Origin of the sequence: Tsuneonella dongtanensis, assembly GCF_001698205.1 — a bacterium.
In the GTDB taxonomy this organism is placed as follows: domain Bacteria; phylum Pseudomonadota; class Alphaproteobacteria; order Sphingomonadales; family Sphingomonadaceae; genus Tsuneonella; species Tsuneonella dongtanensis.
The window spans coordinates 312,792-336,022 of the sequence record NZ_CP016591.1 but is presented as its reverse complement, the minus strand read 5'-3'; the positions used below and the strand labels follow the sequence as shown (position 1 = coordinate 336,022).

The 23,231-nt window shown below is 67.5% G+C and carries 27 protein-coding genes; 10 read left to right on the top strand and 17 right to left on the bottom strand.

The window, feature by feature from the left end; genetic code table 11:
- Positions 1 to 22: 22 nt before the first annotated feature.
- The 6 genes from phhA to A6F68_RS01590 form a co-directional block, all read right to left on the bottom strand.
- Entirely contained in the window at positions 23 to 961 is a 939-nt protein-coding gene (gene phhA / locus A6F68_RS01615) for a phenylalanine 4-monooxygenase (RefSeq protein ID WP_067681834.1), read from the bottom strand.
- 48 nt (positions 962 to 1,009) lie between these two features.
- Entirely contained in the window at positions 1,010 to 2,224 is a 1,215-nt protein-coding gene (locus A6F68_RS01610; RefSeq protein ID WP_067675411.1) for an acetyl-CoA C-acetyltransferase, read from the bottom strand.
- On the bottom strand, positions 2,221 to 3,465 hold the full coding sequence (locus A6F68_RS01605) for a CoA transferase (RefSeq protein ID WP_067675409.1): 1,245 nt from the start codon (positions 3,463 to 3,465) through the stop codon (positions 2,221 to 2,223). The genes A6F68_RS01610 and A6F68_RS01605 overlap by 4 nt, the downstream gene beginning before the upstream one ends.
- Positions 3,466 to 4,626, bottom strand: a complete 1,161-nt coding sequence (locus A6F68_RS01600) for an acyl-CoA dehydrogenase family protein (protein ID WP_157096763.1) — start codon at positions 4,624 to 4,626, stop codon at positions 3,466 to 3,468.
- Positions 4,627 to 4,631: 5 nt separating this feature from the next.
- Positions 4,632 to 4,844: a hypothetical protein gene (locus A6F68_RS01595; protein ID WP_067675403.1), complete on the bottom strand. Its 213-nt coding sequence runs from the start codon at positions 4,842 to 4,844 to the stop codon at positions 4,632 to 4,634.
- A gap of 94 nt (positions 4,845 to 4,938) precedes the next feature.
- Complete coding sequence (locus tag A6F68_RS01590) at positions 4,939 to 5,244, bottom strand: hypothetical protein (protein WP_067675400.1); 306 nt, start codon at positions 5,242 to 5,244, stop codon at positions 4,939 to 4,941.
- A gap of 118 nt (positions 5,245 to 5,362) precedes the next feature.
- Here A6F68_RS01590 and recQ point away from each other — a divergent pair, with 118 nt between their 5' ends.
- The gene (gene recQ / locus A6F68_RS01585; RefSeq protein ID WP_198152646.1) at positions 5,363 to 7,156 is read left to right on the top strand and encodes a DNA helicase RecQ; all 1,794 of its coding nucleotides are present in this window, start codon (positions 5,363 to 5,365) and stop codon (positions 7,154 to 7,156) included.
- A 59-nt stretch (positions 7,157 to 7,215) separates the two neighbouring features.
- Here recQ and A6F68_RS01580 read toward each other — a convergent pair whose 3' ends face one another.
- The 3 genes from A6F68_RS01580 to A6F68_RS01570 form a co-directional block, all read right to left on the bottom strand.
- Positions 7,216 to 7,803, bottom strand: coding sequence for a phosphoribosyl-AMP cyclohydrolase (locus A6F68_RS01580; RefSeq protein WP_067675397.1), 588 nt, complete (start codon positions 7,801 to 7,803; stop codon positions 7,216 to 7,218).
- Positions 7,804 to 7,844: 41 nt separating this feature from the next.
- Entirely contained in the window at positions 7,845 to 8,855 is a 1,011-nt protein-coding gene (locus tag A6F68_RS01575) for a TerC family protein (RefSeq protein WP_067681829.1), read from the bottom strand.
- Between the two features lie 75 nt (positions 8,856 to 8,930).
- The gene (locus tag A6F68_RS01570) at positions 8,931 to 9,107 is read right to left on the bottom strand and encodes a DUF465 domain-containing protein (RefSeq protein WP_067675394.1); all 177 of its coding nucleotides are present in this window, start codon (positions 9,105 to 9,107) and stop codon (positions 8,931 to 8,933) included.
- A gap of 270 nt (positions 9,108 to 9,377) precedes the next feature.
- Here A6F68_RS01570 and A6F68_RS01565 point away from each other — a divergent pair, with 270 nt between their 5' ends.
- From A6F68_RS01565 to asd, 7 genes are read left to right on the top strand one after another with little or no spacing between them, the layout of a single operon-like run.
- Positions 9,378 to 10,292, top strand: a complete 915-nt coding sequence (locus tag A6F68_RS01565) for an SPFH domain-containing protein (RefSeq protein WP_067675391.1) — start codon at positions 9,378 to 9,380, stop codon at positions 10,290 to 10,292.
- Positions 10,293 to 10,301: 9 nt separating this feature from the next.
- Positions 10,302 to 10,502: a type II toxin-antitoxin system antitoxin gene (locus tag A6F68_RS01560; RefSeq protein ID WP_067675388.1), complete on the top strand. Its 201-nt coding sequence runs from the start codon at positions 10,302 to 10,304 to the stop codon at positions 10,500 to 10,502.
- Between the two features lies 1 nt (position 10,503).
- Positions 10,504 to 11,472, top strand: a complete 969-nt coding sequence (locus A6F68_RS01555; RefSeq protein ID WP_067675385.1) for an alpha/beta hydrolase — start codon at positions 10,504 to 10,506, stop codon at positions 11,470 to 11,472.
- A gap of 3 nt (positions 11,473 to 11,475) precedes the next feature.
- Positions 11,476 to 11,724, top strand: coding sequence for a hypothetical protein (locus tag A6F68_RS01550; RefSeq protein ID WP_067675382.1), 249 nt, complete (start codon positions 11,476 to 11,478; stop codon positions 11,722 to 11,724).
- A gap of 52 nt (positions 11,725 to 11,776) precedes the next feature.
- Positions 11,777 to 12,763 (top strand): right-handed parallel beta-helix repeat-containing protein, encoded by a 987-nt coding sequence (locus A6F68_RS01545; RefSeq protein WP_067675379.1) that lies wholly within the window; start codon positions 11,777 to 11,779, stop codon positions 12,761 to 12,763.
- A gap of 43 nt (positions 12,764 to 12,806) precedes the next feature.
- The gene (locus tag A6F68_RS01540; protein ID WP_157096608.1) at positions 12,807 to 13,514 is read left to right on the top strand and encodes a hypothetical protein; all 708 of its coding nucleotides are present in this window, start codon (positions 12,807 to 12,809) and stop codon (positions 13,512 to 13,514) included.
- A gap of 32 nt (positions 13,515 to 13,546) precedes the next feature.
- Positions 13,547 to 14,389 carry an archaetidylserine decarboxylase gene (gene asd / locus A6F68_RS01535; protein ID WP_067675371.1) on the top strand — a complete coding sequence of 281 codons (843 nt, stop codon included), beginning with the start codon at positions 13,547 to 13,549 and terminating at the stop codon, positions 14,387 to 14,389.
- Here asd and A6F68_RS01530 read toward each other — a convergent pair.
- From A6F68_RS01530 to pabB, 8 genes are all read right to left on the bottom strand, one after another.
- The gene (locus tag A6F68_RS01530) at positions 14,383 to 14,880 is read right to left on the bottom strand and encodes a GNAT family N-acetyltransferase (RefSeq protein WP_067675368.1); all 498 of its coding nucleotides are present in this window, start codon (positions 14,878 to 14,880) and stop codon (positions 14,383 to 14,385) included. The genes asd and A6F68_RS01530 overlap by 7 nt on opposite strands.
- Positions 14,877 to 15,986: a GTP cyclohydrolase II gene (gene ribA, locus A6F68_RS01525; protein WP_232308176.1), complete on the bottom strand. Its 1,110-nt coding sequence runs from the start codon at positions 15,984 to 15,986 to the stop codon at positions 14,877 to 14,879. Before ribA ends, A6F68_RS01530 begins: the two co-directional genes overlap by 4 nt.
- Positions 15,935 to 16,720: an exodeoxyribonuclease III gene (locus tag A6F68_RS15290; protein ID WP_067675365.1), complete on the bottom strand. Its 786-nt coding sequence runs from the start codon at positions 16,718 to 16,720 to the stop codon at positions 15,935 to 15,937. The genes ribA and A6F68_RS15290 overlap by 52 nt, the downstream gene beginning before the upstream one ends.
- Positions 16,721 to 17,100: 380 nt before the next feature.
- Positions 17,101 to 17,763 (bottom strand): LolA family protein, encoded by a 663-nt coding sequence (locus A6F68_RS01515; RefSeq protein ID WP_067675362.1) that lies wholly within the window; start codon positions 17,761 to 17,763, stop codon positions 17,101 to 17,103.
- A gap of 68 nt (positions 17,764 to 17,831) precedes the next feature.
- Positions 17,832 to 17,999 (bottom strand): 50S ribosomal protein L33, encoded by a 168-nt coding sequence (rpmG, locus tag A6F68_RS01510; RefSeq protein ID WP_057882031.1) that lies wholly within the window; start codon positions 17,997 to 17,999, stop codon positions 17,832 to 17,834.
- A 129-nt stretch (positions 18,000 to 18,128) separates the two neighbouring features.
- Positions 18,129 to 18,542: an alternative ribosome rescue aminoacyl-tRNA hydrolase ArfB gene (gene arfB, locus A6F68_RS01505; protein ID WP_067675360.1), complete on the bottom strand. Its 414-nt coding sequence runs from the start codon at positions 18,540 to 18,542 to the stop codon at positions 18,129 to 18,131.
- Complete coding sequence (locus A6F68_RS01500; protein ID WP_067675357.1) at positions 18,535 to 19,188, bottom strand: RluA family pseudouridine synthase; 654 nt, start codon at positions 19,186 to 19,188, stop codon at positions 18,535 to 18,537. Before A6F68_RS01500 ends, arfB begins: the two co-directional genes overlap by 8 nt.
- Positions 19,185 to 20,972 (bottom strand): aminodeoxychorismate synthase component I, encoded by a 1,788-nt coding sequence (pabB, locus tag A6F68_RS01495; RefSeq protein ID WP_067675355.1) that lies wholly within the window; start codon positions 20,970 to 20,972, stop codon positions 19,185 to 19,187. The genes A6F68_RS01500 and pabB overlap by 4 nt, the downstream gene beginning before the upstream one ends.
- On the opposite strand from pabB, the gene A6F68_RS01490 reads away from it, so the two are divergent.
- Together A6F68_RS01490 and A6F68_RS01485 are read left to right on the top strand one after the other, a co-directional pair.
- A complete protein-coding gene (locus A6F68_RS01490) occupies positions 20,959 to 22,647 on the top strand; it encodes a helicase HerA-like domain-containing protein (RefSeq protein WP_335673623.1) in 1,689 nt (562 codons plus the stop codon). The genes pabB and A6F68_RS01490 overlap by 14 nt on opposite strands.
- Complete coding sequence (locus tag A6F68_RS01485; protein ID WP_067675350.1) at positions 22,647 to 23,225, top strand: pyridoxamine 5'-phosphate oxidase family protein; 579 nt, start codon at positions 22,647 to 22,649, stop codon at positions 23,223 to 23,225. The genes A6F68_RS01490 and A6F68_RS01485 overlap by 1 nt, the downstream gene beginning before the upstream one ends.
- The last annotated feature ends 6 nt before the right edge of the window (positions 23,226 to 23,231 follow it).

The following is a 23,231-nucleotide window of genomic DNA, read 5'->3' as shown; positions in this document are numbered from 1 at the left end:
TCTTTTGCCTGCGGGCGGCGTCCTAGACCGGCCGGGCGCCGCTCCCGCGTCCACCGCGCAGCAGGTATTCCTGCGTGCCTCGATGCAGCACGTTATCGAGGTCGATCACCGCGCTGTTGGCATAGGTGAAGCCGGGCGAGAGCGATCGGTAGAGACGGTCGAAATCGCGCTCCACTGTCTGGCGGTAGAGATCCTCGAAACTCTCGATGACGAAGTAGGTCGGCTGCAGGTCGCTGATCACGTAGTCGGTACGCATGACCCGGTCCACGTTGAGCATGATCCGGTTGGGGCTTTGCGCCTCGGTCGCGAAAACGATCTCGGTGGGTCCCGAAAGAATGCCCGCGCCATAGGCCTTGATCCCGCTGGCTTCCTCGATCAGCCCGAATTCGACCGTGTACCAGTAAAGCGACCCCAACGACTTCAGCCGGTTGTAGCGCATCGCCTTCCAGCCGGCGCGGCCGTATTCCTGCATGTAGTCGGCATAGACCGGGTCGGTCAGCATCGGCACGTGCCCGAACACGTCGTGGAAGACGTCGGGTTCCTCGATGTAGTCGAACGTCTCGCGCGTGCGGATGAAATTGCCCGCCGGGAAGCGCCGGTTGGCGAGGTGCCAGAAGAACACGTGGTCGGGGATCAGCATCGGCACCGGCACGACCGACCAGCCGGTCAGCGCGGTCAGGTCCTCGCTGAGCTTGCCGAACTCGGGCACGCCGCCCCGGTTGAGGTTCAGCTTCTGCAGGCCCGCCATGAAGGCCGAGGCGGCGCGGCCGGGCAGGACGTCCATCTGGCGCGCGAACAGGTCGTTCCAGATTGCGTCGTCGTCGGAGGAATAGTCGGCCTGCTTCGGTTCGAGCCAGTCGTCACCGACATGCTCGGGCTTTTTCAGCGGCGCGGTGAAGACCTCCGCCGGAAGCTCCGGCAGGGTCGAGAAGTCGGTGTCGGGTTGCACAAGCGTGGGCATGGTTTCTTCTGAAACTTCTAGCATCCCGCGAAGGTGCCCGCAAATCGTCTAGGCGGCGCGTTCGAAGACCGCGGCGATGCCCTGGCCGCCGCCGATACACATCGTCTCGAGGCCGTAGCGCACCTCGCGTCGCTTCATCTCGTGCGCCATGTCGGCGAGGATGCGCCCGCCGGTCGCGCCGATCGGATGGCCGAGCGAAATGCCCGAGCCGTTGACGTTGAGGATGTCGCGGCGCGAATCGTCCTCCGACCAGCCCCACCCCTTGAGCACAGCGAGCACTTGCGGCGCGAACGCCTCGTTGAGCTCGATGAGGCCGATCTCGTCCCACCCCATGCCGGTGCGCGCGAAGAGGCGCTCGACCGCGGGGACGGGCCCGATGCCCATGCGGCTGGGATCGCAGCCGGCCGCGGCGTAGCCTGAGAACCACAACATCGGTTCGAGACCGAGTTCCTCCAGCTTGTCCTCGGCCACGACCAGGCACGCGGCGGCGGCATCGTTTTGCTGGCTGGCGTTGCCGGCGGTGACCACGCCGCCTTCCAGCGCGCGCAGCTTGCCCAGCGATTCCATGCTGGCATCGGCACGGAAGCCTTCATCCTTTGCGAAGACCAGCGGGTCGCCCTTGCGCTGCGGCACTTCAACGGTGACGAGCTGGTCGTCGAACTTGCCCGCGTCCCACGCGGCGGCAGCGTTCTGGTGTGAACGGACCGCGAAGGCGTCGGCTTCCTCGCGGGTGATGCTATAGTCTTTCGCGAGGTTCTCGGCGGTCTCGATCATCCCGCTGATCACGCCGAAGCGCTCGATCGGCTGGCTCATCAGGCGACCGCGGGTGAGGCGGTCCCACAGCTCGACGTTCCCCGCCTTGACCCCGCCGCGCAGCGCGGTGGTGTAGTGCTCGACGTTCGACATGCTCTCGCACCCGCCCGCCACCACGACATCGGCGTGGCCGCTCTCGATCATCATCGCCGCGTTGACCACCGCCTGCAGCCCCGAGCCGCAGCGCCGGTCGAGCTGGTATCCCGGCACCTCGAGCGGGAGCCCGGCGGCAAGCCAGCTCCAGTGCCCGATCGCGGGCGCCTCGGCGTTTCCGTACCCCTGGCTGAAGACGACGTCGTCGACGCGCGAAGGGTCGATCCCGGTCCGCTCGATCAGAGCCTTGAGGATCACCGCACCCAGCTCTCCCGCGCCCAGCGGCGACAGGGTGCCAAGGAACCTGCCCACCGGCGTGCGCAGGGGGCTGACGATGGCGGCGCGGCGCTTGCTCATGACTGTTTCCTCGGTTGGTTCTGGTCGCTTCGGGCCACGACCCCCCGGTCGATCAGGTCGCCGATCTGGCCGGAGGACAGGCCCAGTCGCTCGGCGAGCACGTCCTCGCTGTGCTGGCCGAGGTAGGGCGCGGGCTCCGGATCGGCCGGTGCGACCCCGCCGAGATGCGCCAGCGAGCGCGGCGCGGGATAGGCGAATCCGCTCGGGTTGGCGGGCGAGGGGCCGAACAGCGGGTTGTCGGCCACCAGCACCGGATCGCGGGCCGCCTCGTGCATGGTGCGATATCGTTCGAACGTCGCGCCCGCCTTGCCCAGCCGCGCCGCGATCTCTTCGTAATCGAGCGCGCCGGCTGCCTCCTGAACCACAGCAAACAGGGCATCGCGGTGGACGAAGCGGTTGTGGTCGGACCGGGCGAACCGGACGCCCGTTTCGGCTTCGAGCACGGCGACCGGCGCGGCGATGTCGAGCGCCGCGACCATCGCGTTCCACTGGTTGGGCGTCAGGACGGCGACCATGAAGCGGACCCCGTCGCGGCTCGTGAAGTCGCGGCCAAGCGCGCCCCAGATCGCGTTGCCGAGCCGCGGGCGGTCGGCGCCGCGATAGAGCATTTCGGCCAGCGCGCCCGAGTTCGCGACGGTGCCGATCATCACGTCGCCGAGCGGCACGCGGACTTCGCTGCCCTCGCCGGTCGCCGCGCGGTGGTGGAGCGCAGCCAGCAGCGAGAATGCGCAATAGGCACCGCAAATGAAGTCCCACGCGGGCAGGACCTGGTTGACCGGCGGGGCAGTCGCCGGATCCCATTCCTCCGGCCCGGTCATCAACGGATAGCCGCTGGCGGCGTTGACCGTGAAGTCCATCGCCTGCCGTCCGTCGTGCCAGCCCATGATCCGCACGCTGATCATGTCGGGCCGGCCTTCGCTGACCGCGGCATGGCTGAGAAAGCTCTTTTCGGGCAGATTGGTGATGAGCTGGCCGGTCGTGCGCGCCAGTTCGACCGCAAGCTCGCGCCCTTCGCCCGAGCGCAAGTCGAGCGCGACCGACTTCTTGGCGCGGTTGAGGTTCTCCCACGCGAGGCTGCGACCCTCGGTGGTTTGCATGTAGCGATCGTAGTCGAGCCCCCCGCCGATCTGGTCGATCCGGATGACCTCTGCCCCCATCTGCGCGCAATAGAGGCCCGCGGTGGGCGAGGCGACGAAGCTCGAGACTTCGACGATCGAGAGGTCGGAGAGGAGGCGGTACATCTACGCTTGCGCGGCGAAATCGCGCAGCATGTGCTTGGCGATCTGCAGCTGGAGGATCTGCGTGGTGCCTTCGTAGATGCGATAGATGCGCGCGTCGCGGAAGAAGCGTTCGGCATCGTATTCGGCCAGGTAGCCCGCGCCGCCGTAGATCTGGACCACGCGATCGACCACGCGGCCGCACATCTCGGATGCGAAGACCTTGAACGCGGCGGCCTTGCGCAGGATGTTCTCGCCTGCGTCGGCGCGCGCTGTGACGTCGGCCATCATGCACTCGGCGGCGTAGATCTCGGTCTCGCTCTCGGCGAGCATCTGCTGGATGAGCTGGAAGTTGGCGATGGGCTCGCCGAACGCCTTTCGCTCGGTGGCATAGCGGAGCGCGGAATCGAGTGCGCGGCGGGCGTAGCCCGTCGACGCCGCGCCGACCGAAATGCGCCCGTTGTCGAGGCTCTTCATCGCGAAGACGAAGCCCTTGCCGGTCTCGCCGCCGAGCAGCGCTTCGCCCGACACGTGGACGTCTTCCAGGATCACGTCGGCGATGTGGCTGCCCGATTGGCCCATCTTGTGGTCCGGGCTGCCGACCGTGACGCCTGGCGTGTCCATCGGCACGATGAAGGCGGACACGTGCGCGTTCTTGGGCAGGTTGTCCTTTTCGGTGCGGGCCATGATCAGGCCGACCGAGGCGTGGGGCGCGTTGGTGATGTAGCGCTTCGTACCATTGAGGATCCAGCCGTTGCCCGAAGGGTCGGGCTTGGCGGTGGTCGCCATCGCGGCGCTGTCGGACCCCGATCCGGGTTCGGTCAGCCCGAAGCAGGCGATCTCGCCCGCGGCGATCCGCGGCCACCACTCGGCCTTCTGCTCGGCGGTGCCGCCGTTCTTGATCGCGCTGTTGAACATGCCCACGTTGATCGAGAAGATGCTGCGAAACGCCGGCGCGGCGTAGGCCATCGTCCTGACGACCCGCGCGTACTGCGAGGTGCTGAGGCCCGCGCCGCCGTACTCCTCGGGAACGGTCAGTCCGAACAGGCCCATGTCGCGCATTTCCTGGACGATCGCGTCGGGAATGCGATCGTTGGCGATGACTTCGCGCTCGGCCGGGATGAGCCGTTCGCGGACATAGCGTTCGAGCTGGTCGATGAACTGTTCGAACAGCTCCGGGTCCATACCGCTCATTCTTCCCCTCCCTCTCGTGTCACATCCGCCGTGGCCGAAGGCGATGGCTGCGGCAAGGCTTCGGGCGGCAACCGCCGCTGCTCGAGCATCTCGGCAGCTTCGTCGAGCGCCTTGGCTTCACCGACGGTCACGCCGCCCGGACCGGGATCGGTGTCCGACGGAGCGCAGGCGGTCAGAAGAACGAGCGGGAGAAGGCCGATGACGCGCATGGCCCCTGCCATACCTTGCCCACGAAAAAGGAAAAGCGGGCGAATCGCCGATATGCGATTCGCCCGCTTCCAAGCATTCGCTGGTCGCGCGGAATTATTCCGGCGTGTCGGTCGCCGCTTCGGCGGCGGCAGCGGCAGCCTGCGCGCGGGCCGCGACGTCGGCGGCATTGGCGCCGGCTTCCTCGGCGGTCGCCTGCACCGTTTCCTCCGGCTCGGCAGAAGCGACGTCGGCGGCGTTGGCGTTCGGGTCGGCAGCCGGTTCCTCGGTCACGCCGGCCATGGCCTCGTCGGCAGGCATTTCCACCGTATCGGCCTCGGCCGCAGTCGAGGCGTCGTCGGTGCTGCCGCAGGCGGCAAGGCCGAGGGTCAGCGGCAGGGCGATGAGGGCAATCTTCTTCATGGGATACTCCTTGGATGGGATTGCCGCCCTGATACCCGCGCCACATTCGCGCCGCAATCTCCGCTTTTGCACAGGAGCGGCATTTCCCTCCCGGTCGCCCCTGTGCAAAGGCGAACCGATGGACGCGGTCGCCACCACACCCCCGATGGACCAGGCCCGTGCGCGCCTTCGCGAAGTGTTCGGCTTCGACGACTTTCGCGGGGTCCAGCCGCAGGTCGTCGCCCGTGTTCTGGCCGGGCAGTCGACGCTGGCGGTCATGCCGACGGGCGCGGGCAAGTCGCTGACCTACCAGCTCCCCGCGACGATGCTCGATGGCACCTGCGTCGTCGTCAGCCCGCTGATCGCGCTGATGCACGACCAGCTTCGCAGCGCGCGGGCCAACGGGATCGCCGCCGCCACGCTGACCAGCGCGGACGCCGACTGGCGCGAGACGATCGAGGCGTTCCGCGCCGGCGAGCTCGACCTGCTCTACGTCGCGCCCGAGCGGGCCAGCCAGCAGGGGTTTCGCGAACTGCTCGGGCAAGCGCGGATCGCGCTCTTCGCGATCGACGAGGCGCACTGCGTCAGCGAGTGGGGGCACGACTTCCGCCCCGATTATCGCCTGCTGCGCCCGCTGATGGACGCATTTCCGGACGTGCCCCGCCTCGCCCTTACCGCGACGGCGGACGCCCATACCCGGGCCGACATCCTCGCGCAGCTGGGCATTCCGGACGACGGTTTGATCGTGGCGGGGTTCGACCGGCCGAACATTCGCTACGCGATCCGCCATCGCGACAATCCCGTGCGGCAGATCGCCGACCTGATGCGCGCCGAGCAGGGGCCGGGGATCGTCTACGCACCCACGCGGGCGAAGGTCGAGGCGCTCGCCGAAAAGCTGGCCGCGGCCAGCGGCCGCCCCGTCCTGCCCTATCATGCCGGGCTCGACCCGGCGGTCCGCGCGGGGAACCAGGCGGCCTTCGTCGAAAGCGAGGACATGGTGATCGTCGCGACGATCGCCTTCGGCATGGGCATCGACAAGCCCGACGTGCGGTTCGTGGCCCACGCGGGAGTGCCGAAGTCGATCGAGGCGTACTACCAGGAGACCGGCCGCGCGGGTCGCGACGGCGATCCGGCGCAGGCGGTCATGCTGTGGGGCGCCGACGATTTCGCCCGGGCACGCCAGCGATTGTCCGAAGTGCCCGAAGACCGGCGGACGGGCGAACGCATCCGGCTCGATGCCCTCGCCGGGCTCGTCGAGACGCCGGGTTGCCGCCGCGCGGTCCTGCTGCGGCACTTCGGCGAGGAGCCGCCCGACCAGTGCGGCAACTGCGACAACTGCCTCGAGGCGCCCGGCGTGACCGACGCGACCGAGCTGGCGCAGAAGCTGCTCAGCGCGGCCTATCGCACCGGGCAGAGTTTCGGTTTCGGGCACCTGCAGAAGGTGCTGACTGGGGTCGAGGACGACCGCGTGGTCCAGCGCGGGCACGACCGGCTGAGCGTGTTCGGGATCGTCGCGGCGGACGAGGCGCGGCTGCTCCAGCCGCTCGCCCGCGCGCTCCAGGCTCGCGGTGCGCTGGTCGCGACCGAGCACGGCGGGCTGCAGCTGGGCGGGGAGGCCAAGGCCATCCTCAAGGGCGAGCGTCGGTTCGAGATCGTGGTGCCTCCGCCGCGCGAACGGTCGCGGCGACGGGGAGGCGGTGGAGAGGCGAATCCGGTCGGCGATCCGCTGTTCGAGGCGCTGCGCGAGGCGCGGCGGGCCATCGCGCGCGAGGCGGGCGTGCCGCCCTACGTGGTGTTCCACGATGCCACCTTGCGCGAAATGGCCGGGCTCAAACCGCAGTCGCTATCGCAGCTCGGCGAAATCGCGGGCGTGGGGGCGAGGAAGCTTGACGCCTATGGCGAGGCGTTCCTGAAAGTGATCCGGCAGCACTGACCGCCGGGAGGAAGAGAAGGGCGACCCTCGGAGTGTTCCGAAGGCCGCCCTCGCCCGTCCTATTTCGCCATGTAGGGCAGCGACGAGTGGTGCAGGACGATGCGCAGCTTGCCCATCCCGTCGCGCACATAGCCCCAGGTCTTGTCGACCTTGGTCATGTTGCCCTTGTCATCCCACATCGAGACGTTGCCCATCGACTTCGCGCTGTTGCCGGTCACGAGGATGCCTGCGTTCTCGCTCTTGCAGCTGCGCCAGTTCTTGAGCGCGAAGCCGCTGTCGCCCGGATAGGTCTTGTCGTCGCCGACGAAGTACGACAGCGCGCCGTCGCGGGTGGTGCGGAAGGTCTGCGGTGTGACCGTCAGGGTCGGCTTGAACAGCACCGGGCCCATTGCATAGCCGTAGGCGCTGTCGATGACCTGTCCGGCAAGCGTCTTGGCAGCAGCCAGGCCCTTGGTGTCGGCTTCGGTGGATATGGCCACCAGTGCGTTGCACCACGCGGTCTGTGCCGCCTCGACTTCGGCGACGGTGATCGGCGCATAGGGCGCGACGTGGGCGGCGTGACCGCCTTCGTGGTGTTTCGCCTGGACCGGGGCGGCGGCCAGCGCGAGGCCGGCAGCGAGCGGAGCAAGCAGGTAGGTCGGCTTCATGGGTATTCTCCTTTCAGTACAGTCGGCTTGAGGTTTCAGTTTCAGGGTCGGATCGCGTCGTGCGGGAGTTGGGGTGCGGCGTCCTCGCCGTGACGGGTCTTCCACAGTGAGTAGAATACGCCGCCCGCGATCAGCGCGGCGGTGACGCCCAGGCTCAGCACCGGCGGGAACTTGTCGCCGCCGAGCAGGAAGTCGGAGACGAAGATCTTGCTGCCGATGAACACTAGCACCGCGGCGAGCGCGTACTTAAGATAGTAGAACCGGTGGATCATCGCCGAGAGCGCGAAGTAGAGCGCCCTGAGGCCCAGAATGGCCATGATGTTGCTGGTGTAGACGATGAAAGTGTCGGTGGTGATCGCGAAGATTGCCGGCACGCTGTCGACCGCGAAGACGAGGTCGGCGAGGTTGATGACGACCAGCGCCAGGAACAGCGGCGTCGCCGCGGTCACCAGCCGACCCGTTTTCTCGTCGGGTACCTTCACGAAGAAGTGCTGGTCGTGGAGCTGCGGGGTCACCCGCATGTGATTCGATATCCAGCGGACCACCGGGTTCTTCGCGATGTCGGGCTCATGGTCGCCGGCGAAGAACATCTTGATGCCGGTGAACACGAGGAACGCGGCGAAGATGTAGAGCACCCAGTAGGCTTCGGCGACCAGCGCCGCGCCCCCCGCGATCATCAGGCCGCGGAGCACGATCACCGCGATGATGCCCCAGAGGAGCGCGCGGTACTGGTACTTCGGCGGGATCGCGAAATAGGTGAATATCAGGCTGATCACGAAGACGTTGTCGATCGACAGCGCCTTTTCGATGAAGAAGCCCGTGTAGTACTTCATGCCGAGGTCGGCGCCGCGCTCGAGCCAGATCCACGCGCCGAACGCGAGTGCGATGCCGATGTAGAACGCGCTGAGCTTCAGGCTTTCGCCGATGCCCATCTCGCGGTCTTCCTTGTGGAGGACGCCGAGGTCGAACGCGGTCAGCGCGACGACGATGCCAAGGAAGGCAAGCCAGAACCAGGCAGGCGTGCCCAGCCAGTCGGCGACGAGAAATTCCATCATGGGATGTCCGATCGATTGGGGCCGCGCAAGGCGGAGTGCCGGCGGATACCGGCACCCCGCTCACGCAGGTCGTCAGGCGCGCGAAGGCCGCTTGCGCATCAGCGCAGCGATTCGATCCTTGATCGCGAGCTTGAGCTTCTTGAGACGAAGCAGCTCGAACGCGTCGCCGGACTTGCGCCGCTGGACGGCGGCGATCAGTCGGTCGAGCTTCTGGTGGCGTTCCATGAGGCTGTAGAGCCGGTCGGACATGGCAGTTTCCCTTTCGAACGGGTTGGTGTTCGATCGGATGCGCCGAGCCGGCGGGAAGGGGGGAGGGAGATATCCCGGGCCCGGCATCGGCAACATCCGATGCGGTCCGACATCACGAGGCGCTGGGCTTGAGCCGCTGCGCCGCGCCAGAGGGGCCCGGTCCGCACCGCCATAATGGGTATGCCTCGATTTGGTTCCAAGACCCCCTTGCCAAAATTTTTCGCTCGATATAAAAACGATATCACAATTATATCGGAGGAGTGATTCGTCATGTCGGTCGAACTGAAGGGGATGAACCGGAGCCAGGAACGGCCCGCGTCGGCGTTCAACGGCTATGTCATGCTGATCGTCCTGCTCGCCGCGATCGCGTTCGGCGTGTGGATGGTCACCGGCGGTTTCCCGCCCGATGGCGCCACGAAGGCGATGAAGCTGGCCTTCGTCGGGCAGATCGTGATCTCGTTCCTTGCCGCGCTTCTCGTCGCGTGCGGGTTCTACATGATCCAGCCGAACCAGGCCGCGGTGATCACGCTGTTCGGCGCGTACAAGGGCACCGACCGCACCGAGGGGCTGCGCTGGGTGTGGCCGTGGATGATGCGCAAGAAGATCTCGGCGCGCGCGCACAACGTCCATTCGGACCGGGTCAAGATCAACGATCTCAAGGGCAACCCGATCGACATCGCGTGCAATGTCGTCTGGCGCGTCCAGGACACCGCACAAGCCGCGTTCGACGTCGACGACTACAAGCAGTTCGTCGAGATTCAGATCGAGGCGGGCCTGCGTACGGTCGGTGCGCGGCACCCCTACGACGACCTCGAGGAAGAGGAAGTGACGCTGCGCGGCAGCCCGGACGTAGTGAACGGAGAGCTTCAGGCGGAGCTCAACGAGCGGCTCCACGTGGCGGGGATCGTGGTCGACGAGGCGGGCCTCACCCATCTCGCCTACGCCGCCGAAATCGCCGGCGCGATGCTTCGCCGCCAGCAGGCCGAAGCGGTTATCGCCGCCCGCGCCAAGCTGGTCATGGGCGCGGTAAGCATGGTCGAGATGGCGCTCGCGAAGCTGTCGGCCGACGGGATCGTGGATCTCGATGACGAGCGCAAGGCGACCATGGTATCCAACCTGATGGTGGTGCTGTGCGGCGAGCGCGAGGCGCAGCCGGTGGTCAACGCCGGAACGCTCTACCAGTAGGATCGCCCGGTGGCCGCTTCGTCCCGCAAGGCATTCCCGCTCCGCATCGACCCGGCGGTCTTCGCCGCGGTCGAGCGGCTCGCGGGTGCCGAGCTGCGCAGCGCCAACGCCGAGATCGAGATGCTTCTGCGCGAAGCCCTCAAGGCGCGGGGGATCGAGGTCGCCCGGACCGACCCGCCGCGGCGCGGTCGTCCGCCGAAAGAGGATTGAGATGAAGAAGACCATCATGGCCGCCGCGCTCGCCGCCACGTTTGCCGTCGGCGCCAACGCGCAAGAGCCGCTGACCGCGCCCGGACCCGCAGGCGACCTTGCCGGCACCCTGATCCGTCCGGCCGAAGGGGGTGCGGTGGTGATCATCATCCCAGGATCCGGCCCGACCGACCGCGATGGCAATAATCCCGGCGGTATCACCGCTTCGTCCTATCGCCTCCTGGCGGAGGCTCTTCACGCGCGCGGCATCGGCAGCCTGCGGATCGACAAGCGCGGCATGTTCGGGAGCAAGGCGGCGATCGCCGACCCCAACGCGGTGACCTATGCGGACTACGCGCAGGATGTCGCCCGATGGGTCGAGGCGGCGCGCCGGGCGAGCGGCAATGACTGTGTATGGGTGGCGGGTCACAGCGAAGGCGGTTCGATCGCCTTGCTCGCCGCCCAGTCCCCGCAAGGCATCTGCGGGGTGATTCTCCTTGCAGCGCCGGCGAACAGATTCTCCACGATCCTGCGCAAACAACTCTCCGCGAATCCGGCGAACGCCCCGATCCTGCCGGATGCGCTGACCGCGATCGACAGCTTCGAGAAGGGCGAGCGCGTGGATGTCGCGAATTTCCACCCCGCTCTTCAGGCGATGTTCGCGCCAGCCGTGCAGGGCTTCTTGATCGATGCGATGCGCTACGATCCCGCGGATCTTGCGGCAAAGCTCGCCGTTCCGCTTCTCGTGATCCAGGGAGAGGCCGACATCCAGGTTCCGCGCGAGAACGGCGATGCGCTTGCCAAGGCACAGCCCGACGCCCGTTACGTCGTCCTGCCGGCGATGAACCATGTCCTGAAAGCGGTACCGGCGGGTGACATGCAGGCAAACCTTGCCGCCTATGCCGACCCTTCCAGGCCAGTGATGCCGGAGATCGTCGATGCGATCGCCGGGTTCGTCACCGCTCCCCATGCGCAAGCGACAAAGGAGTAGTCGATGCTGCACAAGTTCTTCGAACCCGGCGACTGGTTCGCGCCCAAGAAACACGGACGCGGCTCGGGCTTTCCGACCGCGTGGCAGGGCTGGGTGGTGATCGCGGCCTATGTCGGGATCGTCGCGGGTCTCTCGCTCCTGCTCGAGCGACCGAGCATGGAGGGCTATATCCTCTACGCATTGGGTCTCATCGTATCGACCGCGGCGCTGATGCTGATCGCCCGTGCCCGAACTCCCGGTCGATGGCGTTGACGAAGGACAAGCCTTAGCGCGGCGTTAACCCTTATTCCCTAGGTCGGGCCTCATGGACAGCCTCGCCCGCCCTCCGCTCGCCCGCCCGTCGCTCAAGCTCGTGCTGGCGCTCGCCGTGCTGGCGGTGGCGGCGATCCCGGCGGCCGCGGTGCTGGCCCAAGGCGGACCTGCGCTTCCCTTTACCGTGATCGAGACCGGGCGTGCCTATGGCAGCCTCCAGCAGGCCGTCGATGCGATCGGCAGCGCGCGCGGCACCATCGCGATCGCCCCCGGATCGTATCGCCAGTGCGCGGTGCAGAAGGGCGGCGAGATCACCTTCCTCGCCGCCGAGCCCGGCAATGCCGTGTTCGATCGCACGACCTGCGAAGGCAAGGCCGCGCTGGTCCTGCGCGGTCGCAGCGCGCGCATCTCGGGCCTCGTCTTCCGCGGCATGGCGGTGCCCGATGGCAATGGCGCGGGCATTCGGCTCGAGCAGGGCGACCTCACTGTCGCGCAGAGCTGGTTCCTCGACAGCCAGCAGGGCATCCTCACGGCCAACGATTCCGCGGGCACGATCGTGATCGACAAGAGCACGTTCTCGGGCCTCGGCACCTGCGAGAATTCGGCCGGCTGTGCGCATTCGATATACATCGGCGACTATGGACGTCTGCGCGTGACCCGCAGCCGCTTCGAGCGCGGGACCGGGGGGCACTACGTCAAGGCGCGCAGCCGCACAGTCGAGATTGCCAGCTCCAGCTTCGACGATTCGGCCGGGCGGGGTACCAACTACATGATCGACCTGCCCGCGGGCTCGACCGGCCAGATCACCAACAACTGGTTCGTCCAAGGGCAGGACAAGGAGAATTACTCCGCCTTCATCGCCGTCGGCGCGGAGGATCGCCTGCATCCTTCGGACGGTTTGAAGATCGCCGGCAACGATGCCCGCTTCGCACCGGGCGTGCGCCGGTCCAGCGCCTTCGTCGCCGACTGGTCGGGCGAAGCCCTCGCGGTCGGACCCAATGCCCTCGGCACGGGGCTGGAGCCTTTCGAGAAGCGCTGAGGCATTCAGCGGGCCGCAAGCGCCGGAGGCTCATTCGGCTTTCATGAAGTATCGCACTATGGCTGCGCTGGCACTTGCCGCACTTCCCGTGGCGGCACAGGCAGACTCGTTCATGCCGCCGACGCTCACGGAGGCGCGCAGTCCGTCGGGCGAATGGATAGCGACCGTTATTCCTGCTCGCCTTTCCTGTGCGCAAGGCGAGATACGGTGCGCGCCCGCGGCGCGCGCGGTGATCGAATACGTCGGCAAGGGTACCGACCGGATGGCGAGCACTACGGTGCGGCTGGTCAACCCCGAAGCGCCCGGACGTACGCTGCTGACCGACGACGGTGAGCGGCTGCTGACCGTCGATGACTACGCTAGCATGGGTTTCGGGCCGAACGCGCTGGTTATCTACCGCCGCGACGGCAGTGTGGTCCGGCGGCTGGCGCTCGCCGACATGGTGCCTGCTGACTATATCGACGGACTGCCGCGCACCGCGTCCTCGCTGCTATGGATCGCCGAGGCCCCGCGCATCGAGCCGGACAGCCATCGTGCGATCGTGCCGCTTCTTCTCATTGGCCCAATGGGGCAGGAGTACCGGGGCCGCCGCAGCCTTGCGCTCGCGCTCGATCTCGACACCGGCGAGATCGAGCAGCCTGCGGGACCGGAGTGGGAGCGTGCCCGGAACTGTGCGCGCGCGAACAGCTGGATCGTGCCGGACCGCCACGCGATGCGCGAGCGCGAGCGGTTCCGGAAGCTCTGCCGCTAGCGTCACGGTCCGGGATGCCATAGGGCGGGCGCATGTCGCAGTTCTTCATTCGCGCCCAGCATATCGCGCCCCAGCACGCGCTCTCGAAGCTTGCCGGGCGGTTCGCCGACAGCCGCGTGCCCGCCATTCGCGATCCGCTGATCCACCGCTTCGCCGCGGCCTACGGCGTCGACATGGACGAGGCGGAGCGGCCACTCGGGCAATACGAGACGTTCAACGACTTCTTCACCCGCGCGCTCAAGCCGGGCGCGCGGCCGCTCGCGGATGCGGCGACACACGTGCTCAGCCCGGCCGACGGCGCGGTGAGCCAGATCGGGCGCATCGCGGGCGGGCGGGTGGTCCAGGCCAAGGGGCGCGACTACTCGGTCGCCGAACTGCTCGGCGGCAACACCGAGGATGCCGCGCGGTTCGAAGGCGGACGCTTTGCGACGATCTACCTCAGCCCCAAGGACTACCACCGCGTGCACATGCCCGCCGCGGGCGCGCTTTGGCAGACGATCTACGTCCCGGGCGACCTGTTCTCGGTGAACGGCGTGACGGCCGAGGGTGTCGATCGCCTGTTCGCGCGCAACGAACGGCTGGTGTGCCTGTTCGACGGCGAGATCGGCCGGTTCGCGAGCGTGATGGTCGGCGCGATGATCGTGGCTGGCATTGCCACCGTGTGGGGCGGGCGCGTCAAGCCCCACGGGCGCGAGGTCATCGGCGAGAACTTTGCCGACGGTCCGCGCTTCGAGGCGGGCGACGAAATGGGTCGTTTCTTCCTCGGATCGACCGTGGTGCTGCTGTTCGAGCCCGGTCGTATCGAGTGGCTCGAGGAACTCGGCCCCGGCAGCGTGCTGCGCATGGGCCAGGCGATCGCCACCCGCACTCAGTAAAAGGCGGGCGCGTAAGTGACGATGCCGCGTGGTGGCTCGTCCGCAAGGACAAGGCGCTGGAAATAGGGCGCGGGCGGTCCGGGAAACTCCAGCGACGGATCGTGTTCGAAACCGAAGCGCCCGTAGTATTCCGGGTTGCCGAGGAGGACCATACCGCGCGCCCCGCGATCCTTCAGATCAGCGATCCCGCGCACGATCAGCGCGCTGCCGATGCCCTTGCCATGCAGCTCCGGCCAGACGCTCACCGGGCCAAGGCCGTACCAGTCGCGGCTGCCGTCGGCGATCTTCACCCCGGAAAAGGCGATGTGACCGACGATCCGCCCGTCGCCTTCCGCGACGAGCGATAACGCGAGGTCCCCATCGCGGCGCAAGCGGTCGATCACGTCCTGCTCCGTGCCGTCGGAGTGGGGCTGGGTGCGAAAGGCTGCTTCCGTGAGCGAATGGATCGCCCGTTCGTCGCCGGGCCGTTCGGGCCGGATCGAGATGCTCAAGGCAGGAGGTGCCCGGTCCGGTCGCGCTTGGTCGCGAGGTAGCGCGTGTTGTGCGGATTATCGGGCAGGCTGTGCGGCACGCGTTCGGTCACGCTTACCCCGGCGGCCTCGAGCGCGGCGACCTTTTCCGGATTGTTGGTCATCAGCCGAACCGTCCCTGTGCCGATCAATTCGAGCATGCGGGCGGCGACGGGGAAATCGCGTGCTTCGTCCGGCAGGCCGAGCCGCCGATTGGCGTCGATCGTGTCGAAGCCCTGATCCTGCAACCGGTAGGCCCGCAGCTTGTTGACGAGGCCGATGCCGCGGCCTTCCTGCCGGAGGTAGAGCACGACGCCCCAACCGCCATGTTGAACCTCTTGTGCGGCAGCGTGGAGCGCCGCGTCGAGTTGCGGCCCGCAATCGCACTTGAGGCTGCCCAGCACGTCGCCGGTCAGGCACTCGGAATGGAGCCTGACCAGTGGTGGCCGGTCGCTGGACGGCATACCGAAGACGAGCGCGACATGTTCGCGCAAGTCGTCGGGCGCGCGGAAGGCGACGATCTCGCAATCCTCTCCGGCTGCGACCGGAAGGCGTGCCCGCGCCGCGATCGCCAGCCGCGCCGGATCGGTGAAGGAAGTCAGGTCGGCGGGAGCGAACGGCTGTGCCTCGCCGGCGCCCGACGGATCGACGAGGAATGCGGGCAAGATACCCGCGATCCGCGCGAGCTCGAGCGCGGCCGCCGCGCTTTCGGCCCAGTCGATCGGCTCGGCGCGAAACGGGCCTTTCAGGGGATGAGCGAGGTCGAGCGCCGGATCGGCGACCGCGCGCGCCGCGGCAAGGTCGAACCGCTCGGCCCCATGGAGAAGAACCGGGGCATGCGGCACCGCAGCCTCGCGCTGGTTGACGAGCTTCAGGGTTTCGGCACGCGCGGCGCCGATCAGCATCCGCTCGGCGGTCGCGCCCGGGGCGAATGCGGTCTCGGCTGGGAGCAGGACGGGTCCGTTTGCCAGCGCGATCGGCCAGCCGTGGCGCAGCGCATCGACGGCCTGCGCCGCCCGGCGAGACGGGCTCGCGCTCAGAGATCGAACTCCGTCACCAGCGGCACGTGGTCGCTGGGCTGGTCCCACCGGCGGGTCTCCTCGACGAACCGGTGGCTGCGGGCCTGAGGGGCGAGGTCGGGGCTGGCCCACATGTGATCGAGCCGACGCCCCTGGTCCTTCTCGCGCCAGTAGCTGCGGTAGGACCACCACGAATAATTGCGTTCCGGCGCCGGGATGAAGGTGCGGCCCAGGTCGACCCAGCCGTGCGCGTCGGTCAGCCGCCCGAGCGCCTCGACCTCGATGGGCGTGTGGCTGACGACCTTGAGCAAGGCCTTGTGGTCGTAGACGTCGCATTCGAGCGGGGCGACGTTGAAATCGCCGACCAGCAGCGTCGGCCGGTCCAGCGCGTCCGCCCAGCGAGTCATCCGCTCGAGGAAGTCGAGCTTCTGTCCGAACTTGAGGTTCGCCTCACGGTCGGGAATGTCGCCGCCCGCGGGAATGTAGACGTTGTCGATGACGATACCCGACTGTTCGAGTTCGACCGCGACGTGCCGCGCTTCGCCGTTGTCCTGCCAGTCGTGGCGGTGCAGTTCGCGCATGGGCAGGCGGCTTACGGTGGCGACGCCGTGATAGCCTTTCTGGCCGTGCACCGCCTGGTGGACATACCCGAGGTCGGCGAGAGCCTTGGCCGGGAACTGCGCCTCCTGGCACTTGATCTCCTGCAGGCACAGCACGTCGGGGGCCTGCTCGCGCAGCACCCGCTCCACCTGCGGCAGGCGTAGCCGGACCGAATTGATATTCCAGGTGGCGACGGAGATCATGGGCAGCGATTAGCAGGGAGACCGCGCGCCGCAAGTGGACGGAAGGCCCCGCAAGAGACGGTCGACGACCAGTCGACCGCAAGGCCAACCGGCCGTCCGAGCCAATGCGAGGAAAGCCAAGCGACGCGGACGCGTCGCGCCCGGCGCTTGAGAACGAAACGAACAACGAAAAAACCCCCGCGCCGGGGGCATTGGCGCGAGGGTTCGTTCTGAGCGTTCGTCACGCTTGCGGGCGGCCTCTGGTGAGGTCGGGCAACAGGGGGGAAACCCGCCTCGAGCCGTTCCGCGATCTCAGTGATACGACGCCGTGGCTGTCGCTTCCATGAACCGCCGAAATCCGTTCGTCGCAGGCGATAAACGCCTCCGCGACGAAGCGACGATCACCGACGACGAGACGAAGGCCGGGGATCCCTGAAGCTGAACGCGCTGTCGGCCACCGCGACGCCGTAGCGCTGGTTCGAAAGCCGGACGGTGGTCCGGCCGTTCTGCGAATCGAGCGCCACCCAACTGGTCAGCTGGAGCCCGCCGGGGGCCGACGGGTTCTTGACGAAGATCAGGGTGATCACGCCGTATTCGGGATGCTTGCTGTCGCGCACCTCGACACCCACGACGTTGTCGCTGCCCGCGGGGACCAGCTTGCCATACCGCTTCACGTCGCGGCTCGGGTCGAGCAATGCGCCGAGCGGCGAGCTGCCGATCGGCCAGCGCTGGACCTGCTTGACCTCGTAGTCGACGAGATAGAGCGACTTGCCGTTCGAAACGACCAGCATGTCGGCGCCCTTGCCGTATTCGAAGCGGATCTTGCCGGGGCGCTTCAAGGTGAGCACGCCCGAGAGGGTCTGGCCCTTGCGGTCGGTCTGCGTGAAATCGGCCTTCATGGTCGAAATGCCGCGCAGTGCGGCGACCGCCTGGTCGAGCTGGCTCGATTGCGCCGCCACCGGGGCGGCGGGAACGGTGAGGAGCGCCGCGGGCGCACCAACGGCCAGCGCGCCGGCAATCGCGGCACGCAGGGTGGTTTTCGAGAAATTTTTCAACTTAGCCATGCTCCGGAAATTGCGTGCGGAGCGTTGAACCACCACTGAACCTGAACGGTTCCGGCGGTTCAGCAAGATCACTTGATCTTGGCTTCCTTGAACTCGACGTGCTTCTTCGCAACCGGATCGTACTTCCGGAAGGTGAACTTCTCGGTGTGGTTGCGCGGGTTCTTCTTCGTCACGTAGAAGAAGCCGGTGTCGGCGGTCGAGACCAGCCGGATCTTGACGGTTGCGGGCTTCGCCATGGCAAATTCCTGTAGGTTTCTGATTCGGCCACAGCTGGCCTGAAATACCAAGGGCGGCGCACGTGCACCGCCCGTCGGGGCGGGCCATTGGTCCAAAGGGCCGCGAAAGTCAAGCCGACTCGGGGGTGGCTACCACTCGACCTTGCCGCGATTGGCCTTCACCGCGCCGCGAGTCTTCTTCGCCTTTATGCGAGCTTCCTTGCCTACGCGGTTGAGCCGGCTCTTGGCGCGCGGCGCGGGCGCTTCGAAAGCGCCGCGAATCAACGCCTCGAGCCGCTCGCGCGCGTCGGCGCGGTTGGCTTCCTGCGTCCGGAAGCGCCGGGCGGTCAGCACGATCTCGCCCGCGGCGGTCATCCTGCTGCCTGCCGCGGCCTTCAATCGCGCGAAGACCTGCGGCTGGAGCCGCAGCGCGAAGACGTCGAGCCGCACCTGCACCGCGGTCGCCACCTTGTTGACGTTCTGCCCGCCGGGGCCCGAAGCGGCGATGAAGCTTTCCCGCGCAAGGTCCATTGCGCGCGCCACCGCCGAATCGGCATCACTCATGCGCAAAACCCAGCTGCGCGAAATCGACCGGAAGGGGAGCGTGCGCGAGTATGGCCGGCTTGCCGTCGCGCGGAACGACGAGGTCGGCGGCGTGGAGCATCGTGCGCGGGCCGGTGCGCTTGCTGCCATAGACGGGATCGCCGGCGAGGGCGGCTCCCAGGCCACTCGCGGCGTGGACGCGTATCTGGTGCGTCCGCCCGGTTTCCGGTCGAAACTCGACGAGCGTCAGTTCGCCGTGGGCGGCGACCTTGCGCCAGTGGGTGATCGCCGGCTTGCCCTTCTTTGCGGGGATCATCCGCCAGCCCTTTTCGGCGGAGCTGATCTTGCTGAGCGACAGTTCGATCGTCCCTTCGTCGTCCGCGACGTTTCCGGCCACGATCCCGAGATAGCGCTTGGTCACCGCCCGCTCCTCGAAAGCGCGATTGAAGCGGACGAGGGCCTTGGGATTGCGCGCGAGCAGCAGGCAGCCGCTGGTGTCGGTGTCGAGGCGGTGGACCGCGACCGGATCGCGCTGGAAGCCCAGCCGCAAGGTCGCGAGGTGATCCTCGAGCGAGCGGCCCCCGGCGCGCGGTCGTTCGATCGGCAGGCCGGCGGGCTTGTCGATCACCAGCGCCTCGCCATCCTCGAAGAGGATCGGGATGGTCATGCAAGCCTCGCCTGCATCAACCCGCGCACCGCATTGCCGAGCAGGAAACCGTCCGCGAGATCGTCGAGGGTCAGCTGCGCTTCGCGCGCCTTGCCCGCTTCGACCAGCGAACGCCGCAGCACTCCCGGCAGCAGGCCGAGCGCGGTCGGCGGGGTGAGCAATGTCCCGTCGCGCTCTACGAACAGATTCGCGCTCATCGCCTCGGTCACCAGGCCATCGTCGCGTACGAACAGCGCGGTATCGGCGCCCGCTTCGCGCGCGGCCTCGGTGCCGGCATCGTAGAACCAGCGGTCGGTGGTCTTGTGCTGCAGCCGCAGGTCGCCCGGATCGACCGGCAGGGGGAGCGTCAGGCAAGTCGTGAGGGGTGGCACCTCGCCCAGTGCCTGCGCCTCCAGCGCGGTCGCGCCGCTGCGGGCGAGGAGCAGGCGGAGCTTGGCGGGCGCCTCCAGCTCAAAGCAAAGCGCCTGGATGCGGTTGCGCGCTGCGTGCCGGTCGAACGAAAATCCGAGCGCGGCTGCGCTCGCCTTCATCCGTTCGAGGTGGAGCTCGAGCAGCGCGATGCCGCCTTCCGGATCGAAATGCATCGCCTCGATCAGGTCGAAACCTGCAGCTACCCCGCGTGCGAAGCCCGCCTTGACATGGCACTCGCGCCACTCGGCGAGCGGCTCGCTGTCGGCAACGATGGCCGAGCCGATCCCCATGACCGCGGTCCCGTGCGCATTCTCGATCTCCGTGAGCCGGAGCGTCCGGATCGCGACGTTGAAAGCGGCGTCCCCGTCATTTCCGATACGCCCGATCGCGCCGCAATAGGGCCCGCGTGCGTCGCGCTCGACTTCGCAGATGAGTTCCATCGCGCGGATCTTGGGTGCGCCGGTGATCGAGCCGCACGGGAACAGCGCCCGCACGAGGTCCATCGCGCCCTTGCCGGGCGAAAGCCGCGCGCGCACCGTCGAGACCATCTGGTGGACCGTCGGGTAGCTTTCGACCGCAAAGGGCGCATCGACCCGCACGCTGCCGGCTTCCGCTACGCGCGAAAGATCGTTCCGCATGAGGTCGACGATCATCAGGTTCTCGGCCTTGTCCTTGACCGAACGAGCCAGCTCCTCCGCCATCGCCGCGTCTTCTTCGGGCGTCGCACCGCGCGCGCGGGTGCCCTTCATCGGCTTGGCCTTGGCTTCATCGCCCCTGAGGCTGACGAACAGCTCGGGCGACAGGCTGAGCAGCCAGTGCTGGCCATCGAATACGAGCCCGCCGTAGCCAGCCTTCGCATCGTCCCGGAGCGCCGCGTAAAGCGCCAAGGGATCGCCGCGAAAGCTGCCCGCCAGCGGGAAAGTGAGGTTGGCCTGGTAGATGTCGCCTGCGCGGATCGCCTCCTGCAGCGCGGCGAACGCGTCCGCGTAGGCACCCGGCGATATCTGCGGTTCTAGCGGGCCGAGGCTTGCCGGGCCGCTGCCGCGCTCGGCGAGCCATTGTTTGACTTCGCCGGCGGGGACGACTTGCGGCCGATCGAACAGTCCGAGCCAGACGAGCGGTCCGCCCGCACCGCTGCGGCCAGCGACATGCGGGGCAAGCTTCGGTTCGAGCGCCAGCCCCGCCTCGTAGGCGATATATCCCGCCAAGGTGCCGCCGCCCCGCCGGGCGGCATCGGCATCCTCGAGAACATGCGCGACCTCGTCCGCGCGGCGCGCGAGAAATACCTTCGAGGGGTTCTCGAACAGGTGCGCATCCGCGGCGCCGTCGGCGCGCGCGTCGTCGAGCAGTACGAATGGGGTGCGCCCGGGCATCGCACTCGCCTTAGCGCCTCCGGCTTTCGTGTCGAGGGCGCTTGACCGCGTTGGCGCGCGTTGCGACACCGTTCGCCAGTCAAAGGGAGTGCACAGCGCAGTGGGTCAGATCTTCATCGGCCTCGCCGAAAACGGCGAGAAACAGTACCTCGAACTGGGCCGCGCCAACCGCCATGGACTGATCGCAGGGGCCACCGGCACCGGCAAGACGGTAACCCTGCAGGGCCTTGCCGAAAGCTTTTCCGCCGAGGGCGTGCCCGTGTTCGTCGCCGACGTGAAGGGAGATCTCGCGGGCATCTCGATGCCCGGCTCGCCTGCCTTCAAGCACGCCGATAAGCTGGAGGCGCGCGCCAAGGAACTCGGGATAGACGACTACGCCTATTCCGACAATCCGGCGGTGTTCTGGGACCTCTATGGCCAAAAGGGCCACCCGATCCGCACGACGATCTCGGAAATGGGTCCGCTGCTCCTCGGCCGCCTGCTCGACCTCAACGAGACCCAGCAGGGCGTGCTCGACATCGTGTTCCGCTTCGCCGACGAGCAGGGACTGCTGCTGATCGACCTCGAGGACCTGCAGGCGATGCTGGCGCACACCAGCGAGAATGCGAGCGCGCTGTCGGCCCGGTACGGCAATGTAACCAAGCCCTCGGTCGGCACCATCCAGCGGCAGGTGCTGAGTCTCGACAGCCAGGGAGGTGCTGAATTCTTCGGTGAGCCGGCGCTCGAGATCGCCGATTTCATCCGCGTCGACGAAAAGGGGCGCGGCGTCATCAACGTTCTCGCCGCCGACCAGCTGATGCGCAGCCCCAAACTTTACGCGACCTTCCTGCTGTGGCTGCTCGCCGAACTGTTCGAGGTCCTGCCCGAAGTCGGCGACCCGGAAAAGCCGAAACTGGTGTTCTTCTTCGACGAGGCGCACCTCCTGTTCGACGACGCACCCAAGGCGCTGCAGGACAAGATCGAGCAGGTCGTCCGCCTGATCCGGTCGAAGGGCGTCGGCGTCTATTTCGTCACGCAGAACCCGATCGACATTCCGGAGGAGGTCGCCGGCCAGCTCGGCAACCGCGTCCAGCATGCGCTCCGCGCCTTCACGCCGCGCGACCAGAAGGCGATCAGGGCGGCCGCCGAGACTTTCCGCATCAACCCCAATCTCGACGTCGAGACGGCCATCACGGAACTGATGACGGGCGAGGCGCTGGTTTCCACCCTGATGGAAGACGGCGCACCGTCGGTGGTCCAGCGCACGCTGGTCAAGCCGCCGCGCAGCCGGCTGGGCCCGATCGACGCCAAGGAACGCGCGATCATCCAGTCGATCAGCCCGTACGACGGCAAGTACGACGAGCGGATCGACCGCGAGAGTGCGGCCGAGGTGCTCGAGCAGAAGGCCGCCGATGCCGCCGCGACGGCCGAGGAAGTGGAAGCGTCCAGCCGCGAGGAAGTCGGCAAGCGCGAGCGCAAGAGCACATCGATTTGGGGCAAGGCGGCCAAGCGCGCGGCGGGGGCGGCGCTCGGCTCGGGCGCGTCGATCGCGGCGGGTGCGATCCTCGGCAAGAAATCGCGGGCCAATCCGGTGAAGACCGCCACCAGCTCCGCCGTCGGCTCGATCGCGACCGACCTTGCCGGGCCCTATGTGGGCCGTTTCGTCCGCAACCTCATCGGAGGGCTGATGCGCTGATGGCCGACTTTACCGACACCCTTCTGCCCGATCACATCGCCATGATCGAAGCGCAGCCGATGTTCTTCGTCGCCACGGCGGCGGCGGGCGCGCGAATCAACCTCAGCCCCAAGGGCCTGCACGATACGCTGAAGGTGCTGTCGCCCAGCCGGGTCGCCTACCTCGATCTCGGCGGGTCCGGAAACGAGACCAATGCGCACCTGCTGGCGGACGGGCGGATCACCGTGATGGTCTGCAACTTCCAGCAGCCGGCGCTGATCCTGCGCATCTATGGCACGGGACGCCCGGTCCTGCCCGCCGATGCCGAATGGGACGAGCTGGCAGCGCATTTCACGATGCTGCCCGGCACGCGTCAGATCTTCGACATCGCGGTCGAGAGCGTGCAGACGAGCTGCGGCTGGGGCGTGCCGCTGATGGAATACGACAAGGACCGCCAGACACTTGTGAAGTACCACGCACAGGCCAACCCAGCGGAATGGGCGGCCAAGATGTCGACCCGCATCGCCAGCATCGATGGCCTGCCCGCGCGCCCCACCGATCGCTACATTGCCGGCGACACGGGACCCCAAGCCGGTTGAGCGGCG

Excerpts from the sequence above, each read along its gene's own strand:
- phhA (WP_067681834.1), bottom strand. The coding sequence starts at position 961 with ATGCCCACGCTTGTGCAACCCGACACCGACTTCTCGACCCTGCCGGAG.
- A6F68_RS01610 (WP_067675411.1), bottom strand. The coding sequence starts at position 2,224 with ATGAGCAAGCGCCGCGCCGCCATCGTCAGCCCCCTGCGCACGCCGGTG.
- A6F68_RS01605 (WP_067675409.1), bottom strand. The coding sequence starts at position 3,465 with ATGTACCGCCTCCTCTCCGACCTCTCGATCGTCGAAGTCTCGAGCTTC.
- A6F68_RS01600 (WP_157096763.1), bottom strand. The coding sequence starts at position 4,626 with ATGGACCCGGAGCTGTTCGAACAGTTCATCGACCAGCTCGAACGCTAT.
- A6F68_RS01595 (WP_067675403.1), bottom strand. The coding sequence starts at position 4,844 with ATGCGCGTCATCGGCCTTCTCCCGCTCGTTCTTCTGACCGCCTGCGCT.
- A6F68_RS01590 (WP_067675400.1), bottom strand. The coding sequence starts at position 5,244 with ATGAAGAAGATTGCCCTCATCGCCCTGCCGCTGACCCTCGGCCTTGCC.
- recQ (WP_198152646.1), top strand. The coding sequence starts at position 5,363 with ATGGACGCGGTCGCCACCACACCCCCGATGGACCAGGCCCGTGCGCGC.
- A6F68_RS01580 (WP_067675397.1), bottom strand. The coding sequence starts at position 7,803 with ATGAAGCCGACCTACCTGCTTGCTCCGCTCGCTGCCGGCCTCGCGCTG.
- A6F68_RS01575 (WP_067681829.1), bottom strand. The coding sequence starts at position 8,855 with ATGGAATTTCTCGTCGCCGACTGGCTGGGCACGCCTGCCTGGTTCTGG.
- A6F68_RS01570 (WP_067675394.1), bottom strand. The coding sequence starts at position 9,107 with ATGTCCGACCGGCTCTACAGCCTCATGGAACGCCACCAGAAGCTCGAC.
- A6F68_RS01565 (WP_067675391.1), top strand. The coding sequence starts at position 9,378 with ATGTCGGTCGAACTGAAGGGGATGAACCGGAGCCAGGAACGGCCCGCG.
- A6F68_RS01555 (WP_067675385.1), top strand. The coding sequence starts at position 10,504 with ATGAAGAAGACCATCATGGCCGCCGCGCTCGCCGCCACGTTTGCCGTC.
- A6F68_RS01550 (WP_067675382.1), top strand. The coding sequence starts at position 11,476 with ATGCTGCACAAGTTCTTCGAACCCGGCGACTGGTTCGCGCCCAAGAAA.
- A6F68_RS01545 (WP_067675379.1), top strand. The coding sequence starts at position 11,777 with ATGGACAGCCTCGCCCGCCCTCCGCTCGCCCGCCCGTCGCTCAAGCTC.
- A6F68_RS01540 (WP_157096608.1), top strand. The coding sequence starts at position 12,807 with ATGAAGTATCGCACTATGGCTGCGCTGGCACTTGCCGCACTTCCCGTG.
- asd (WP_067675371.1), top strand. The coding sequence starts at position 13,547 with ATGTCGCAGTTCTTCATTCGCGCCCAGCATATCGCGCCCCAGCACGCG.
- A6F68_RS15290 (WP_067675365.1), bottom strand. The coding sequence starts at position 16,720 with ATGATCTCCGTCGCCACCTGGAATATCAATTCGGTCCGGCTACGCCTG.
- A6F68_RS01515 (WP_067675362.1), bottom strand. The coding sequence starts at position 17,763 with ATGGCTAAGTTGAAAAATTTCTCGAAAACCACCCTGCGTGCCGCGATT.
- rpmG (WP_057882031.1), bottom strand. The coding sequence starts at position 17,999 with ATGGCGAAGCCCGCAACCGTCAAGATCCGGCTGGTCTCGACCGCCGAC.
- arfB (WP_067675360.1), bottom strand. The coding sequence starts at position 18,542 with ATGAGTGATGCCGATTCGGCGGTGGCGCGCGCAATGGACCTTGCGCGG.
- A6F68_RS01500 (WP_067675357.1), bottom strand. The coding sequence starts at position 19,188 with ATGACCATCCCGATCCTCTTCGAGGATGGCGAGGCGCTGGTGATCGAC.
- pabB (WP_067675355.1), bottom strand. The coding sequence starts at position 20,972 with ATGCCCGGGCGCACCCCATTCGTACTGCTCGACGACGCGCGCGCCGAC.
- A6F68_RS01485 (WP_067675350.1), top strand. The coding sequence starts at position 22,647 with ATGGCCGACTTTACCGACACCCTTCTGCCCGATCACATCGCCATGATC.